The organism is Methylocystis sp. (genome assembly GCF_051062815.1).
Taxonomy (GTDB): domain Bacteria; phylum Pseudomonadota; class Alphaproteobacteria; order Rhizobiales; family Beijerinckiaceae; genus Methylocystis.
The window spans coordinates 54,287-70,119 of sequence record NZ_JBPFDU010000060.1 but is presented as its reverse complement, the minus strand read 5'-3'; the positions used below and the strand labels follow the sequence as shown (position 1 = coordinate 70,119).

Below are 15,833 nucleotides of genomic sequence, written 5' to 3'. Positions count from 1 at the left end.
AATTTGAATAGGATCATTAATGACCAAGCGCGCGCTGGTGACCGGCGTTACAGGACAGGACGGCGCCTATCTCTCCCAGTTTCTACTCGACAAGGGCTATGAGGTGCATGGCGTGGTGCGGCGCTCATCGCACCGAGGCGTCGAGGACCATCGCCTGCGTTGGCTCGGCATCAGCGGCAAGCTGAATTTGCACGACGCCGATCTCGCCGATCTCTCGAGCCTGCTGCGCACCGTCCAGGCCATTCAGCCGGACGAAATCTATAATCTCGCGGCGCAATCCTATGTCGCGTCTTCCTGGCGCCAGCCCCTCCTCACTGCGAACGTCACCGGCGTCGGCGTGACCAACGTGCTTGAGGCGATGCGGCTCGGCGCGCCCAAAGCGCGCTTCTACCAGGCGTCGTCCTCAGAAATGTACGGGCTCATCCAGGAGCCGATGCAGAGCGAGAAAACGCCCTTCTACCCGCGCAGCCCCTATGCCGTGGCGAAGCTCTACGGCCATTGGATCACGGTGAACTATCGCGAGAGCTTCGGCCTTCACGCCTCCTCGGGCATTCTCTTCAATCACGAAAGCCCGCTGCGCGGCGTCGAATTCGTCACCCGCAAGGTCACGACCGGCGTCGCCGCGATCAAACTCGGCCTCGCAACGGAGTTGCGGCTCGGCAATATCGACGCCAAGCGCGACTGGGGGCACGCCAAGGATTACGTGCGCGCCATGTGGTTGATGCTGCAGCAGGAGAAGCCGGACGATTACGTCGTCGCGACCGGCGTCACCACCACGGTGCGCGATATGTGCCACATCGCTTTCGAGCACGCCGGACTCGACATGGAGAAATTCGTCATCATCGACCCGGCGTTCTACCGTCCGGCCGAGGTGGACGTTTTGCTTGGCGACGCCAGCAAGGCGCGCAAGGTTCTTGGCTGGACGCCTGAGATTGATCTTCGCGAAATGATCTGCGAGATGGTCGACGCCGATCTCGAGCGGCTGCGGCGCGAGTCGGCCTGAAAAGGGCGCCCGCGATGGCCGCCTTCGAGCGCATCTTGGTGACGGGCGGCGCCGGATTTGTCGGCGGACACCTCTGCGCCGCGCTGGCCGCGGCCTATCCGCAGGCGACCCGCGCGGTCCTGCTGCGGCCGGGCGAGCGCGGCGGCCATCCAGCCTTTGAAGCGACCGCCGCCGACCTCACCGACGAGCCGGCGATCGACGCGCTGATCGCCCGTTTTCGCCCCGATCTCGTCGTCCATCTTGCGGGACAGGCCTCCCTCGGCCAGGCGCTGCACGCCGCGGAAACAACCTGGCGGGTGAATTTCCACGGGGCTTTCGCGCTCGGCGCGGCGATCGCCCGCCATGCGCCGGAGGCTGTCATGCTCTTCGCCTCGTCGGCCACCGTCTATGGCGCGAGCTTTCGCGACGGCGTCCTGACCGAAGAGGCGCCGTTGCGCCCCCTGGATGTCTACAGCCGCTCGAAGGTCGCCGCCGAGAGCGCGCTTTCCGATCTGCTGGCTGCCAAAGGGCGGCTCGTTGTGGCGCCGCCGGTCAATCATTCAGGACCCGGCCAGCGCAATCGCAACTTCGCTCTCGCCTCCTTCGCCGCGCAGATCGCGGCGATCGAGACCGGCCGCGCCGAGCCGCGACTCATGGTCGGCGATCTTTCCAAGGCCCGCGATTTCCTCGACGTGCGCGACGTCGTCGACGCCTATATGCGGCTGATCGAAAAAGCGCGGGATCTGCCCGCCTCCGTCTCGATCTTCAACATCGCCTCCGGAACGGCGCATCGCCTGGAAGCGCTGCTCGATCGGTTGCGGAGGCGGGCCAAGGCGCAATTTGCGATCGAGGTCGATCCGGCGCTGCTGCGCCCCGAAAGCGACATCGCCAGCGTCGCCTGCGACGCGACGAGACTGACCGAAGCGACCGGCTGGCGTCCCCGCCACGACATTGACGACATGCTGCAGGCGCTTCTCGACGACGCCCGCGCGGCCCAAGCGCAGGCCGCAACGGCGGCGTTATGAGCGAGCGGCAAAACCGAGATCCGGAGCAGGCGCGCGAACGCATCCGCCTGCTCGAATTTCAGCTCGATCATTTGCGCGCCGAACTCCTGCATCTGACTCATGAGCGCTACCGGCTGATCTACTCGGTCTCCGGCCACATCTACCGCTTTCTCCGACCGATCGAAGCGTTCCTCGCCGACGCCGCGAACGCTCTCGTCGCGCGTTTTCGCCCGCCGCCGCCCGACGCGACGACGCCATCGACGTCCGGTGAGGGCGCGCCGCCCGCTCGCGCGCCGCTGCCGGCGCGTAGGCTGCTGGTCGATGTGACGGGAACGATCAAGCGCGACGCCGGCACCGGCATTCAGCGCGTCGTCAAGGAAGTGACGCGAGGCCTCTATAGCGGCGAAAGCGTCGACCTGCCCGCGGTGGCGGTTCGCTGCGAAGGCGGCCGGCTGCTGACCGCCAACGGCTTTGTCGCGGAGCTTGTCGGCGGCGACGCCGCGCCCGACTCTGAGATCGCGATCGCCGGAGGCGACCGCTTTCTGATGCTTTCCGACAGCTGGAACGCCTTCGACGAACTCGCGCCGATTTTCGCGAAGATTCGGGACGAGGGCGGCGAGGTCGTCACCTGCATCTTCGATCTCATTCCGGAGCTTTATCCGCACGCCTGCCACGAAGTGACGGTGCCGCGCTATCGCGCCTGGCTGCGCAAGGCGCTCCTCGAGAGCGACAGTTTCCTGGCGATTTCGCAAACGGTCGCCGACGAACTCGCCGACTATGTCGCTGCGCATGGGCTGCCGCATCGTCCCGGCCTCAAGATCGGCTGGTTTCACTGCGGCTCCGATCTTGCGCTGCGCGCAGACGCCGCGCCGCGCGACAAGGTCAAAGCGGCGGTCGCCGGCGATGCGCCGGTCTTTCTCGCCGTGGGCACGATCGAACCGCGCAAGGGTCAGCGCGTCGCCCTTCGCGCTTTTGAAGAACTCTGGGCGCGCGGCCGCGACGTCCGCATCGTCTTCGTCGGCCGGCGCGGCTGGTTTGAAGAAGCGGTGGTGAGCGAAATTCTCGAACACAAAGAATTCGGTCGTCGGCTGTTCTGGTTCGACGATTCGGACGACGACGAGCTTTCGTTTCTCTACGATCACGCGGCGGCGCTGATCTTCCCATCCTATGCGGAAGGTTTCGGCCTGCCGATCGTCGAGGCGGCGCGGCGCGGCCGCCCGGTGATCTGCAGCGACATCCCGGTCTTTCGCGAGGTCGGAGGGGCCGGCGCGCTCTATTTTCGCGTCAATGACGCCAGGGCGCTGGCCGAGACGATCGCCGACTTTCTCGACGGCCGCCGCGCCGCCGACCCGGACCAGGTCTTGCGCGTCGCCTGGCGCGACGCCGCGCGGCGCATCGCCGAAGTGGTCGCGCGCGGGGATTGGAGCCGGCGCCTGCATTAGCCTGCCGGTTTGCGCTGCAGCATGAGAATCGCCGTATTTCCGCGCTCCGAGAAAGCATGGTAGAGAGGCGGCAATTGGTCGTGCGGCCCGGCCAGCGCCCTTGCGGCGCGCTGGGCCGCACGACTTTTCGCTTCCAATGCGGGTAGGGCTTTCGCCTTCTCCCGCGCCAAAAACGGAAACGCTCTCCATGCCGATCAATATTCCGCTTCTCAATCAGCAGACGCCGCAGACCGTGCTCAAGATGATCAATCTCGAAGCGTCGCAGCTCTCGCTGCCGGATTCGCGCGAATTGATGTGGGGCGCTTTCGGCGCTTACGGCGTGCTTCAGGCGATCGCGCAGTCGTTCAACCATTCGCTGCTCGGGAGCCTGATCTACGGCGTGATGAGCGTGGTCCTTCTCTACGGCGGGACATACGGCCTGCTGCGCGTTCTGAAAGAGGACGCAAAGTTTCAGCGCACCGCCACGGCGCTCGCCATCATGAGCGGGCTTGCGGCGCTCATCTACACTGTCCTGCACCTCCTCTTCGGCATCGCCCTGCCGCCGCCCTTGCCGACCGAAAAGCTACTGCGCTTTCTGCTCTTTCCGATTCTGATTTGGATGGTGTTCATGTACGCCTTCGTGTTCCGGCACGTGTCGCTGCGCCCGGCGCCGGCCTTCTTCGCGGCGGCGCTGTTCGTCATCGTCATCGAAGTGATCCTGTCGCCGATTAGCAGATAGCCGCAAATCCATATTCGGAAGGCGCGGCGCTCGGTCGCGTGATTTCGCGGATTTCGCGAATGCCTCCCATGTGATCGACGGGACCGCACCGCAATGCTAAACAACGCGCCTGCGGCGCGCAGACGCCCGATTGCCTACGCTAAACGGATTAACGACGCTCATGACCTTATCATTTGACGTTCTGGGCATTGGCAACGCCATCGTCGACACGATCGCGCGCGCCGAGGACGACGATTTGCTGCAGGCCGGACTGCGCAAAGGCTCGATGACGCTGGTCGACGAAGCGCGGGCCGCTGAACTTTATGCAGCGATGGGCCCGACGACGGTTATTTCCGGCGGCTCGGCGGCCAACACCATGGCGGGCCTTGCGAGCCTGGGCCGCGCCGCGGGATTCGTCGGCAAGGTCAAGGCAGACGACGCGGGGCGCGAGTTCGCGCATGACATCCGCAAGGCCGGAGTCGCCTTCGACACGCCGGCGGCCGCCGACGGCGCCGCGACCGCGCGCTGTTTGATTTTCGTGACGCCGGACGGCCAGCGCACGATGAACACGTTTCTGGGCGCCTGTCAGGCGCTCGCCCCCACGGACATCGACGAGGGGGCGGTCGCGCGCGCGAAGGTCCTCTACATGGAGGGCTACCTCTGGGACCCGCCCGGCGCCAAGGAGGCTTTCCTGAAGGCGGCGAAGATCTCGCGCGCCAACGGACGCAAGGTGGCGATTACCCTTTCCGACAGTTTCTGCGTCGATCGCTATCGCGGCGAATTTCTGTCTCTCATCCGCGATCGGGTGGTCGACATCGTTTTCGCCAATGAAAGCGAATTGCACGCGCTCTATCAGACGGGCGATTTCGAGACGGCCCTCGCGGCGCTGCGCGCCGAAGACGGGCTTCTTGGCGTCGTCACGCGGTCGGAAAAGGGCTGCGTCGTGGCGAATGGCGCGAGCGCCCTCGCCGCGCCGGCCTGTTCTGTCGATGCGGTCGTCGACACGACCGGCGCTGGCGACCTCTTCGCCGCCGGTTTTCTCGCCGGCTACACGCAGGACTTGCCGCATGAACGCAGCGCGATGCTCGGCGCGCTCGCCGCGGCGGAGATCATCTCTCACGTCGGCGCGCGGCCGCAGAAGGATTTGCTGCAGCTCGCCCGCGATGCTGGCGTGCTGGAATACGTTCGGGTTTCCTCGACCTGAGGCGCTCGATCGACGATTCAAACAAGCTGGAGGAACGAAAGATGCGCCTTGTCTCCAAAACAGTGCTGGCCGCATTTGCCGCAGTCGCGAGCCTCGCGCTCACCGTTGAGGCGCGCGCTGAAGAGCAGATGACGAAAAGCCTCACCGGCCTTCAGTACAAGGACACGAAGGTCGGGACCGGCGCGACCCCCAAGATCGGCCAGACCGCAGTCGTGCATTACACCGGCTGGCTTTACAACAATGGCGAGAAGGGCAAGAAATTCGACTCTTCCCGTGATCGCGGCCAGCCCTTCGAATTTCCGCTCGGCCAAGGCCAGGTGATCAAGGGCTGGGACGAGGGCGTGGAAACCATGAAGGTCGGCGGCAAGCGCACGCTGGTCATTCCGCCAGAACTCGGCTACGGGGCGCGCGGCGCCGGCGGCGTCATTCCGCCGAACGCCTGGCTGATTTTCGACGTGGAGCTGGTCGGGGTAAAATAAACGCCGCGTCGGCTGTTGACCGACCAAAGCGCCGCCCGCCATATTTGATGCGGGCGGCGTTTTTATTTTTTGAGGCAACCATTATGAGCAGCGATCAATCGCAAGCGGCGTTCGCCGCGCCGCAGGAATATTGCGACATCGTCATGAAGGGCGGCATCACGTCCGGCGTCGTTTATCCGCTCGCGCTGACCTCTCTCGCCAAGAAGTATCGTTTCTCGAACATCGGCGGCACGTCCGCCGGCGCCATCGCTGCAGCCGCAGCGGCCGCGGCGGAATATGGGCGCTTGTCCGACAAAGGCGGATTCCTAAGGCTCGCGACAGTGCCCGACGAAGTCGGGCCACATCTCAAGAGCCTGTTTCAACCGACGCCCGTGCTAAAACCGCTGTTCGATATTTTCGTCGCGCTGCTCGAATCGAGATCGGCGTTCGGGAAGATTGCCGGCCTGCTGCGCGCAGCCTTGCTTGGCTACCGTAAGGAGGCGATCATCGGGGGAAGCCTTGGGTTCTTCCTCGCGTTGCCGCTCGTCGCTCAGGGCGTCGCCTTCTGGCCGAGCCTTGTCCTTTTTCTTCTGCTTGTAGCGCTTGGAGTCGCCGTCGCGCTCGTCTGGCGTCTGATAGAAGCGTTCAAGCGCGACCTGCCCGACAACGACTACGGCCTCTGCCCCGGCCTCCGACAAGAGGGAGGCGAAGACGAAGGTTTTACGGACTGGCTCGCTCGGCTGATCGACGAAGCGGCAGGCCGCGCGCCCGACTCGGCGCCGCTGACATTCGGCGAGCTCAAGAAGCCGCCGCAAGACGGGCGTCCGATCACGCTGATGATGATGACGACCAGTCTGATGGAAAAGCGTCCCTATACGCTGCCGCTCGATAGCGGACGCGAGGGCGACGCCACCTATGGTTTCGTCTTTGAGATTGGAGAGTGGAAAAGGCTCTTTCCCCAACGGGTCATCGACTACCTCCTCAAGGTCTGCGAACGAGATTTTCAGTCGCAGGGGGAGCCCGGCGAATTTTATACATTTCCCCACCGGGACGATTTGCCGATCGTCGTCGCCGCGCGCATGAGCCTCAGCTTCCCAGGGCTAATTTCCGCTGTTCCGCTCTGGCGACGCGACTACAAATATGCCTCGAAGCCCGATCAGCAGACATTACGGCGCTGCCTTTTTAGCGACGGAGGGCTCTCGAGCAACTTTCCAATCCATTTTTTCGACAAGCTGCTGCCGAATTCGCCGACCTTCGCCATCTCGCTCGATCGCTTTGATCCGAAGCGGCATGATCCAGAGGAGGGTGACGGGCGCATCTGGATGTTCCGCAAGCCGCGCGAAGGGGCAAGCTTGCCCATTCTGCCTTTCTCGGGCTTCGGCGACTTCCTGTTCCGGCTCGTCGACGCAGCGAAGGACTGGCAGGATAATCTGCAGAGCGTTTTGCCGGGCTACCGTGAGCGTATCGTCCATGTCGGACTTTCGGACGACGAGGGCGGCCTCAATATCGCAATGACCGAGGAAACTGTCCGAAAGCTGGTTGCGCTCGGCGAAAGAGCGGGCGAACGGCTGGCGGATTTTGACGGCGACGACATGGACGCGCATCGTTGGCGTCGCTTCCTCGTCGCCATGGCCCGCATGGAGCAGACGCTCGACGATCTCACCCGTTCGTGTGAAGGGGTCGCGCAGACGAGTAGCGGACCGACTATCGAGTCCTTCGGTCGTTTTCTGGAGCGCTACCCCGCGCTTGCGCGGGAATACGAGCAAACGCCCGAAGTTCTCAACGCTCTGCTGACGCGCGCCGCGGAAATCCAGGAAATAGGCGCACAGTGGCGGGATTCGCCGACGATCCGATCAGGTAGGATTCCTCAACCAGACACCAATCTGCGCATCACGGCGAAGCCCTGAGAGCCGGCGGCAGATTCGTGAAACTTTGCCGCCTGCCCGGATCATTCGCTACTGAGGAAAGGGTTCAACGTGCGTCTCGGCTGTGCGGCCAAAATATACGGCGCGGCGACCAGAGAACGACACGACATATCCCGCGCAACCGCCTGCCATGACCTTCGTACAGAATCCCAAATATGTGTAGCCGGGCGCAGATTGTTGGGCTTCCCTTATGGCGGTCCGCACAATGTTTGTATCGAGCGTCGGAGCGATCGGCGCTTCGAGCCGATGCGTGGAAAAAACCACGCTTTCGCCATCCGTCAGGTAATAAGTCGCCGTTGCGCGGCGGAAATCGATCGCGTAGCTCTCAAACCCTGCCTGCATCAGCTTCCCGACGATTTCAGGAAAGCTCATGCTGTTGCTTTCGGCTCCGCGCAGGCAGCTTTCGGCGATTTCGATCGGTTGAGCGTTCATGGCATCTTCTATGTGTTGAGCTGAGAGTTCTCAGTCGAGCGGCATTCGCGTCAGGCCAAGTCGCGCAACGGTCTCTTTCAGGATTCGTTCGAGCGCGCGTCGATCTTCGGTGGCAAGGTGCGCTGTTAAGCAACGTTGGCTAAATTCGCCTCTTTAAAGTAGCCAGATCGCTAAAAGCGCCACGGCGATCACGGCCAGCACGAACCAGCGGTCGGACCGACGTCTCATCCCCTCGAGCGCGCTAAGTGAGCGGTCCGACAGTTCGACGCCTTCGTCCGCCATCTTCGAAAGGCGGTGGATGGCGAGCTCCGCCTCCGCCAGTGTTCGTGGCAGATGCGTCGCGAGTTTGGCCAGTTCAGTGACGCTTCTGCTCGCGTCCTCGATCTTCGCCTTGACGCCGAGATTCTCCTCGATCCAGGAGCGCACCACGGGATCGCAGGTCTTCCAGATATCGAGCTTGGGATCGAAGGCGCGGGCGACGCCCTCGGCGACGACCATGGTCTTTTGCAGCAGCACCAGCTCGGTGCGTGTGCGCATGTCGAACAGCGCCGTCACTTCGAAGAGCAGGGTCAAGAGATGCGCCATCGAAATATCGGCGGCGTTGATCATGTGCATCGGTTCGCCGATGGCGCGCAGCGCCTGCGCAAACTCTTGAATGGAATGGGCGGCGGGGACATAGCCCGCCTCGAAATGAACCTCGGCGACGCGCTTGTAGTCGCGAATGATGAAGCCGTAGAGAATCTCGGCGAGGAACCGGCGCTCCTTCAAGCCCAGCCGGCCCATGATGCCGAAGTCGATGGCGACGAGACGGCCCTTCTTGTCGACGAAGAGATTGCCCTGGTGCATGTCGGCGTGAAAGAAGCCGTCGCGCATGGCGTGGCGCAGGAAAGACTGCAGCACATTGCGGCCGATGGCCTTGAGGTCATAGCCCTCGGCCGCAACGCGCTCGATGTCCGAGAGAGGAACGCCGTCGACCCATTCGAGCGTCAGCACTTCGCGATCCGTGCGGCTCCAGTCGACGCTGGGCACGTGAATCTCCGGATCGCCGGCGACATTTTCGGCGAATTCGGACGCGGCCGCCGCCTCAAGACGAAAGTCGGTTTCAAGCCTGACGGTGCGCGCGAGCGTATCGACGACCTCGATCATACGCAGCCGGCGCGCTTCGGAGGAATAACGCTCAGCGAATCGCGCCACGCGATACATGTCGCGCAGATCGAGCGCGAATCGGCCTTCGATGCCCGGCCGCAGCACTTTCACCGCAACCTTGCGCACGCCCTCCTTGTATTGCGCCTGGGCGACATGCACCTGCGCGACGGACGCGGCGGCGACAGGCTCGCCGAACGACACAAACAGCTCGTCGATGCTGCGGCCCAGCGACTTTTCGATGATCGCGACGGCCTTGTCGCGGCCGAACGGCTCCATACGGTCCTGCAGCGCGGTCAGCGCATCGGCGATCTCGCCCCCGACGATGTCGGGGCGCGTCGCCAGAAACTGCCCGAGCTTCACATAGGAGGGGCCGATCTGCGCCAGCGCGCGCACCAGCGCCCGCCCGGTCCCGTCGCGCTTGCCGCCCGCGAAGAGATTGGCGAAGCGCACGAGCGGCGCCGCCGCCGGCGGCAGAAGCGCCGGATCGAGAAGCGCAAAGACGCCTTCGCGCGCCATGATGTAGCCGGCGCGCGCCAGACGATAGAAATGACCGACGCCAAGGATCACGAACGCCGCCGCTCTTTAGATCACGCTGCATTTGGACGGTATCGCCCAAAATAGCGTGATCGAATCCAAAAGATTAGAGCGCGGCGTCACCGGGTCCCGATTTTTCGCAGCGCGCTGTTGAGAGATCAGCTCTTCCAGCCGGAATGGATCGCCACCACGCCGCCCGTCAACCGCTCAAAGCCCGTGCGCCGAAAGCCCGCCTTGCGGATCATCCGTTCGAATTCTTCCGCGCTGGGGAATTTGCGGATCGATTCGACGAGATAGCGGTAGGGCTCCGAATCTCCCGCGACAAGCTTGCCGATGGCCGGAATGACGTTGAACGAATAGGCTTCGTAGAGCTTGTCGAGGCCCGGAACGGCGACCTGCGAAAACTCAAGGCACAGGAAACGGCCGCCGGGCTTCAACACGCGATGGGCTTCGGCAAGGGCGACGTCGATGCGCGGCACGTTGCGAATGCCGAAAGCGACCGTGTAGCTGTCGAAATGCGCGTCGGGAAAAGGCAGCGATTCGGCGTTGGCCTGCACGAACTCGACGCCGGAAACGCCGCGCTCGCGCGCGCGATCGCGGCCGACTTCGAGCATGTCGCCATTGATGTCGAGCACGACGATTTCCGCGTCATGCGCCGCGCCGGCGGCGATGCGGAAGGCGACATCGCCCGTGCCGCCGGCGACGTCGAGATGGCGAAAGCCCCTGCGCCCTCGCGCATTGACCTTGGCGGCGAGCGTGTCCTTCCACAGCCGGTGCATACCGCCCGACATGAGGTCGTTCATGATATCGTAGCGCCGCGCAACCTTGTGGAAGACGTCGTCGACGAGGCCCTGTTTCTCGTTCAAGGGAACCTCGGAATAGCCGAAATGGGTCGAGCCCTCTCGCTCGGAAGTTCGATCAATCATCAGGCGCTCGGGTGACGAGGAAGGAAGAGGACGGTATAGCCTGTCGCCGAGCCGGTGGCTACGCCCGCGCCGTCCCAGCCCGCCGGCGCTTTGATGGGGTCAACCCGCTTCATGCCAGAGCTGCCCGAAGTCGAAACCGTGCGACGGGGATTGGCGCCCGCGCTCGTCGGCGCGACCATCGAGGGCGTCGAGCTGAGGCGCCAGGATCTGCGCTTTCCCTTCCCCGAACGCTTTGCCGCGCGTCTTCAGGACCGGCGCGTCCTCGACCTTCGCCGTCGCGCGAAATATCTCCTCGCCGATCTCGACGACGGCCATTCGCTGATCATGCATCTTGGCATGAGCGGCTCGTTTCGGATCGACGAAGAGACGCGAGGCGCGTTTCACCCCAAGCGCGACAAAAACGCCGCGCATGACCATGTCGTCTTGCATCTCGATCATGCGCGGCGCGTCGTCTACAACGACCCGCGCCGTTTCGGCTACATGCTGCTCATCGCCACGCATGCGATCGACGAAGACAAGCTCTTTCGCGGCCTCGGCGTCGAGCCTTTGAGCGACGCGCTCGACGCCGCGTTCCTTGCCCGCGCCTTTCGCGGACGCGCGGCGCCGGCGAAGGCGCTGCTGCTCGACCAGCGCCTGATCGCCGGCCTCGGCAATATCTACGTCTGCGAGGCGCTGCATCGCGCGCATATTTCGCCGCTGCGCGCCGGGGGATCGCTCGTCACGGCGAGCGGCAGGCCGACGGCGGCGCTGGCGCGGCTGCCGCAGGCGATCAAGGATGTCTTGACGAATGCGCTGAAAGCGGGCGGCTCGTCGCTGCGCGATCATCGCCAGATCGACGGCTCGCTGGGCTATTTCCAGCACAGTTTCCGCGTCTACGACCGCGAAGGCGCCGCCTGCGGGGCGCCGGGCTGCAAGGGTACGATCACGCGCGTCGTCCAATCCGGCCGCTCGACGTTCTATTGTCCCGCGTGTCAGAAATAGTGAAGGCTTTTCATTGAAGAACGCGTCACTCGGCTAATTGGAGAAGGAAAAATGCGGCTTTTGCCCTTAACCATCGCTATCGTTGCGCTGCTTGTCGGCTTAAATCCCGCCCATGCAAAAAGCCGCGCCTACAGCGCGCCGCCCTGCTGGGCGGGAACAAGCGATATTCCGGCCTGCGCCGCCTATATGGCCTACGTCCACCAAACATTTCTTGAACAGACGCCGCCGGCCACAAGACTTGGTTATGGCGACGCTGGCGTCGACTTCAAGGTTTCGCCCTCCGGCCGCGTCACTGTAATGAGATATTACGGCTCGACCTTCGCGCACGTTCAAATGGCGCTTTGGATTCTCAAGTCGATCCGCTTGCGGCCTCCGCCGGGTCCTTATGCGCTCGCGAGACAGCAGTTCGTCTTTCATTGAGCGGCGCCGCGCCAATGGACTTGCGCCGCGGGAGAGCGACGATAATGTGCGCACATGTCCGCCACTCCCGCCGCGCCGACGCTCGCCGTCGCCGGCCTTTCCAAGAATTACGACAAGCGCAGAGTGGTCGGCCCGCTCGATTTCTCGCTTGAGGCCGGCTCCGTCACCGGCCTCCTCGGCGGCAACGGCGCCGGCAAGACCACGACCATCGGCATGGTGATGGGGCTGATCGAACCGACGCAAGGTTCGGTCCACGCTTTCGGCTGCGACATGTCGCGCGAACGCTACGGCGCGCTCGGCCGGATGAACTTCGAAAGTCCCTATGTCGACATGCCGCATCGCCTCACCGTGCGGCAGAATTTGCGCGTCTTCGGCATGCTCTACGGCGTCGAGGATCTCGACGCCAAGATCGAACAGCTTGCGAAGGATCTGGCGCTTGGCGATTTTCTCGACCGCCAGACCGGGCGCCTGTCCGCAGGCCAGAAGACGCGCGTCGCCATCGCCAAATCGCTGATCAACGACCCGCAGCTTCTGCTGCTGGACGAGCCGACCGCGTCGCTCGACCCCGACACGGCGGACTGGGTGCGGGCGCGTCTCGAAGCGCATCGGCGCACGCATAATTGCGCGATCCTGCTTGCCTCCCACAATATGGGCGAGGTCGAGCGTCTGTGCGACCGCGTGCTGATGTTGAAGGACGGGACGCTCGTCGACGACGATTCGCCCGCGAACCTCCTGGCGCGCTACGGCCGCGACACGCTCGAAGAAGTGTTTCTCGACGTCGCCCGCGGCCGCGTCGACGGGGCCCCGGCATGAACTTTTCCTTCAAGCGCATCGGCGCGATGGTGCTGCGCTACGCCTATCTCTTACGCGCGTCCTATACGCGCGTGCTCGACATCATCTATTGGCCGACCGTCCAGCTCCTCACCTGGGGATTTCTGCAGACCTATCTCGTGCGCGCCGGCGCGCTCGCGGCGCCCGGCGGGGCGGCGCAGGCCGCCGGCACGCTGATCGGCGCGATTCTTCTGTGGGACATTCTGCTGCGCGGACAACAGGGCTTCTGCTTCTCCTTCATCGAGGAATTGTGGTCGCGCAATCTACCGAACATTCTGATGAGCCCGCTGCGGCCGGCGGAGTTCGTCGGCGCGCTTGTCGCCATGAGCCTCATTCGACTTGCTGTCGGCGTGCTTCCCGTCACGATTTTTGCGATCCTGTTTTTCGGCTTCAATCTCTGGGCGCTCGGGATCGCCTTCGCCGCCTTCTTCGTCGTGCTGATGTTGTTCGCCTGGAGCATCGGCCTCTTCGTCTCCGGCATTCTGCTGCGTTATGGACTTGGCGCGGAAAACCTCGTCTGGTCGCTGATGTTCTTCGTGCAGCCGCTCGGCGCCGTCTATTATCCGGTGACCACGCTGCCCAACTGGCTGCAGCCGATCTCCTGGATGCTGCCGCCGACCTATGTGTTCGAAGGGCTGCGCGGCGTGTTGATCGATCACGTTATCCGCTGGGATCTGCTGACGCAGGGCTTCGCGATCGACGTTGTTTTGTTCGCGGCCGCATCGGCGGCGTTCGGCCTGCTGCTGAAAAGCGCGCGGCGGGCCGGCACGCTGCTGCAGACGGGAGAATGACATTGGCCGCGAGCCGCGCCGACGCGGCGCTCCATGCGCGAGGGCTCTTCGAGAGTCGCGCCAAGGCGCGCGAGGCGATCGAAGCCGGTCTCGTGAGCGTCGACGGCCGCATCGTCAAAAAGCCCTCCGAGCCGATCGCCGCCGACGCACATATTGTCGCGCGCGCGGCCTACCCCTGGGTGTCGCGCGGCGGCGTGAAGCTTGCGCATGCGCTCGACCAGTTCGGCGTCGATCCGACGGGGCGCTTCTGTCTCGACGTCGGCGCCTCGACGGGAGGCTTCACCGACGTTCTGCTGACGCGCGGCGCGCGCCAAGTCGTCGCCGTCGACGTCGGTCACGGGCAACTGCATGCGCGGCTGCGCGGAGAACCGCGCGTGACTTCGCTTGAAGGGCAGGACGCCCGCACGCTGACGACTGAGCATCTCACCGAGGCGCCGAGCCTGATCGTGATCGATGCGAGCTTCATTTCGTTGGCGACGCTCTTGCCGAAGGTTCTTTCACTCGCCGCGCCGCGCGCCGACTTTGTCGCGCTGATCAAGCCGCAATTCGAAGCCGGGCGCGCCGCCGTGAAGAAGGGCGTCGTGCGCGACGAGCAGATTCACGCGCAGGTCTGCGCGCGGATCGAAGGCGAAATCCAAGCTTTGGGCTGGCGGGTATCGGGGGTCATTCCCTCGCCGATCGAGGGCGGCGACGGCAATCGCGAATTCCTGCTTCACGCGGCGCGATCATGAGCATTGAGCGTCTTCGCGTCGAACGGCTCGGCAATCGCGGCGAGGGCGTGGCGCTGCTTGGCGAGCGGCGCGTCTTCATTCCCTATGCGCTATCCGGCGAGACCGTGACGGCGGAGGTCGACGGCGAGCACGCGCGCCTCGTCGACATCGTCGAAGCGTCGCCGCAGCGCATCGCGCCGATCTGTCCGCACTTTGAGGATTGTGGCGGCTGCGCCGTTCAAACGCTGCGCGCCGACGCCTATGCGGCGTGGAAGCGCAGTCTCGTCGAAACGGCGCTCGCAAATGCGGGGCTGACGCTCGACGTCGCGCCCACTGTCGACGCGCATGGCGCCGGCCGGCGGCGCGTAACGTTCCACGCGCGATATGACGCAGGCCAGGCGCGGGTCGGCTATATGGCGGCGCGCTCGCATCGAATCGTCGAGATCGAGGCCTGTCCATTGCTCGCGCCCGAACTTGCCGGAGCGCTGCCCGCCGCCCGCGCGATCGCCGCGATTCTCACGCCGCGCGGCAAGCCGCTCGACATCGCGGTCACGGCGACCTTCGGCGGTTTGGACGTCGAGCTGCGCGGCGCCGGGCCGCTCTCCGAGACGGAAACCGGCGCGCTGCTCGCCGCAGCTGACGCGCATGATCTCGCGCGGCTGACGAATCACGGCAAGCTTGTCGCGCTCCGCCGGGCGCCACAGATCAAAATCGGCGAAGCGACGCTCACGCTTCCGCCGGGCGCCTTCCTGCAAGCCACCCAGGCCGGCGAAGAAACGCTCGCCGCCCGCGTTTTAAGCGCGACGGCGAAAGCGCAAAACGTCGCAGACCTGTTCTGCGGCGTCGGAGCCTTTGCGCTTCGGCTGGCGCGGCGCGCGCAAGTGAAAGCCTATGATATGGACGCCGGCGCACTCGCGGCGATGCGCGCCGCGGCTCATGCGACGCCAGGCCTGCGCGCGCTCGAAGGCCTCGCCCGCGATCTCTTTACGCGTCCGCTCAGCGCCAGCGAACTCAATGGGTTCGACGCCGTCGTGTTCGATCCGCCGCGCGCCGGCGCGGCCGCTCAGGCGGCTGAAATTGCGCGATCGGACGTTACAATCGTCGTCGCCGTCTCCTGCTATGCACAAAGTTTCGCCCGTGACGCCGCAATTTTGCTCAAAGGCGGGTACGTCATCCGGGAGATCACGCCGCTCGACCAGTTCCGCTATGCGGCGCATGTCGAGATCGTGGCCGTTTTCGAGAAGACGAGCGGACGCAAATCCGCAAAACGGCGTCTGCTTGGATGAAATTGTCGGCGCCTGCGTCGCTCTTGCGTGCCAAGAATGTCACAGGATGGTCAAGAAACGCCGA

At 64.3% G+C, this 15,833-nt stretch carries 16 protein-coding genes; 13 read left to right on the top strand and 3 right to left on the bottom strand.

The window, feature by feature from the left end; all coding sequences use genetic code 11:
* Positions 1-19 precede the first annotated feature (19 nt).
* From gmd to ACR65W_RS09565, 7 genes are all read left to right on the top strand, one after another.
* Positions 20-1,003, top strand: coding sequence for a GDP-mannose 4,6-dehydratase (gene gmd / locus ACR65W_RS09595; RefSeq protein ID WP_434499666.1), 984 nt, complete (start codon positions 20-22; stop codon positions 1,001-1,003).
* Positions 1,004-1,017: 14 nt separating this feature from the next.
* Positions 1,018-2,007 (top strand): NAD-dependent epimerase/dehydratase family protein, encoded by a 990-nt coding sequence (locus ACR65W_RS09590; RefSeq protein ID WP_434502611.1) that lies wholly within the window; start codon positions 1,018-1,020, stop codon positions 2,005-2,007.
* Entirely contained in the window at positions 2,004-3,428 is a 1,425-nt protein-coding gene (locus tag ACR65W_RS09585; RefSeq protein WP_434499664.1) for a glycosyltransferase family 4 protein, read from the top strand. The genes ACR65W_RS09590 and ACR65W_RS09585 overlap by 4 nt, the downstream gene beginning before the upstream one ends.
* A gap of 187 nt (positions 3,429-3,615) precedes the next feature.
* Positions 3,616-4,146 carry a hypothetical protein gene (locus ACR65W_RS09580; protein WP_434499663.1) on the top strand — a complete coding sequence of 177 codons (531 nt, stop codon included), beginning with the start codon at positions 3,616-3,618 and terminating at the stop codon, positions 4,144-4,146.
* Positions 4,147-4,306: 160 nt separating this feature from the next.
* The gene (locus ACR65W_RS09575; RefSeq protein ID WP_434499662.1) at positions 4,307-5,329 is read left to right on the top strand and encodes an adenosine kinase; all 1,023 of its coding nucleotides are present in this window, start codon (positions 4,307-4,309) and stop codon (positions 5,327-5,329) included.
* Between the two features lie 41 nt (positions 5,330-5,370).
* Positions 5,371-5,808 carry an FKBP-type peptidyl-prolyl cis-trans isomerase gene (locus tag ACR65W_RS09570; protein ID WP_434499661.1) on the top strand — a complete coding sequence of 146 codons (438 nt, stop codon included), beginning with the start codon at positions 5,371-5,373 and terminating at the stop codon, positions 5,806-5,808.
* Between the two features lie 83 nt (positions 5,809-5,891).
* Positions 5,892-7,694, top strand: a complete 1,803-nt coding sequence (locus tag ACR65W_RS09565; RefSeq protein ID WP_434499660.1) for a patatin-like phospholipase family protein — start codon at positions 5,892-5,894, stop codon at positions 7,692-7,694.
* Positions 7,695-7,742: 48 nt separating this feature from the next.
* Here the strand turns inward: ACR65W_RS09565 and ACR65W_RS09560 are convergent, their stop codons facing one another.
* From ACR65W_RS09560 to ubiE, 3 genes are all read right to left on the bottom strand, one after another.
* Positions 7,743-8,144 carry a DUF1398 domain-containing protein gene (locus ACR65W_RS09560; protein WP_434499659.1) on the bottom strand — a complete coding sequence of 134 codons (402 nt, stop codon included), beginning with the start codon at positions 8,142-8,144 and terminating at the stop codon, positions 7,743-7,745.
* A 153-nt stretch (positions 8,145-8,297) separates the two neighbouring features.
* Positions 8,298-9,857 carry a 2-polyprenylphenol 6-hydroxylase gene (gene ubiB / locus ACR65W_RS09555; RefSeq protein ID WP_434499658.1) on the bottom strand — a complete coding sequence of 520 codons (1,560 nt, stop codon included), beginning with the start codon at positions 9,855-9,857 and terminating at the stop codon, positions 8,298-8,300.
* A gap of 125 nt (positions 9,858-9,982) precedes the next feature.
* Positions 9,983-10,753: a bifunctional demethylmenaquinone methyltransferase/2-methoxy-6-polyprenyl-1,4-benzoquinol methylase UbiE gene (ubiE, locus tag ACR65W_RS09550; RefSeq protein ID WP_434499707.1), complete on the bottom strand. Its 771-nt coding sequence runs from the start codon at positions 10,751-10,753 to the stop codon at positions 9,983-9,985.
* Between the two features lie 108 nt (positions 10,754-10,861).
* Here ubiE and mutM point away from each other — a divergent pair, with 108 nt between their 5' ends.
* The 6 genes from mutM to ACR65W_RS09520 are packed head-to-tail and all read left to right on the top strand — an operon-like array spanning position 10,862 to position 15,769.
* Complete coding sequence (mutM, locus tag ACR65W_RS09545) at positions 10,862-11,731, top strand: bifunctional DNA-formamidopyrimidine glycosylase/DNA-(apurinic or apyrimidinic site) lyase (RefSeq protein ID WP_434499657.1); 870 nt, start codon at positions 10,862-10,864, stop codon at positions 11,729-11,731.
* Positions 11,732-11,782: 51 nt separating this feature from the next.
* The gene (locus ACR65W_RS09540) at positions 11,783-12,151 is read left to right on the top strand and encodes a hypothetical protein (protein WP_434499656.1); all 369 of its coding nucleotides are present in this window, start codon (positions 11,783-11,785) and stop codon (positions 12,149-12,151) included.
* 54 nt (positions 12,152-12,205) lie between these two features.
* On the top strand, positions 12,206-12,964 hold the full coding sequence (locus ACR65W_RS09535; RefSeq protein ID WP_434499655.1) for an ABC transporter ATP-binding protein: 759 nt from the start codon (positions 12,206-12,208) through the stop codon (positions 12,962-12,964).
* Positions 12,961-13,773: an ABC transporter permease gene (locus ACR65W_RS09530; RefSeq protein WP_434499654.1), complete on the top strand. Its 813-nt coding sequence runs from the start codon at positions 12,961-12,963 to the stop codon at positions 13,771-13,773. The genes ACR65W_RS09535 and ACR65W_RS09530 overlap by 4 nt, the downstream gene beginning before the upstream one ends.
* Positions 13,770-14,504 carry a TlyA family RNA methyltransferase gene (locus ACR65W_RS09525; RefSeq protein WP_434499653.1) on the top strand — a complete coding sequence of 245 codons (735 nt, stop codon included), beginning with the start codon at positions 13,770-13,772 and terminating at the stop codon, positions 14,502-14,504. Before ACR65W_RS09530 ends, ACR65W_RS09525 begins: the two co-directional genes overlap by 4 nt.
* A complete protein-coding gene (locus ACR65W_RS09520) occupies positions 14,501-15,769 on the top strand; it encodes a class I SAM-dependent RNA methyltransferase (RefSeq protein WP_434499652.1) in 1,269 nt (422 codons plus the stop codon). The genes ACR65W_RS09525 and ACR65W_RS09520 overlap by 4 nt, the downstream gene beginning before the upstream one ends.
* The last annotated feature ends 64 nt before the right edge of the window (positions 15,770-15,833 follow it).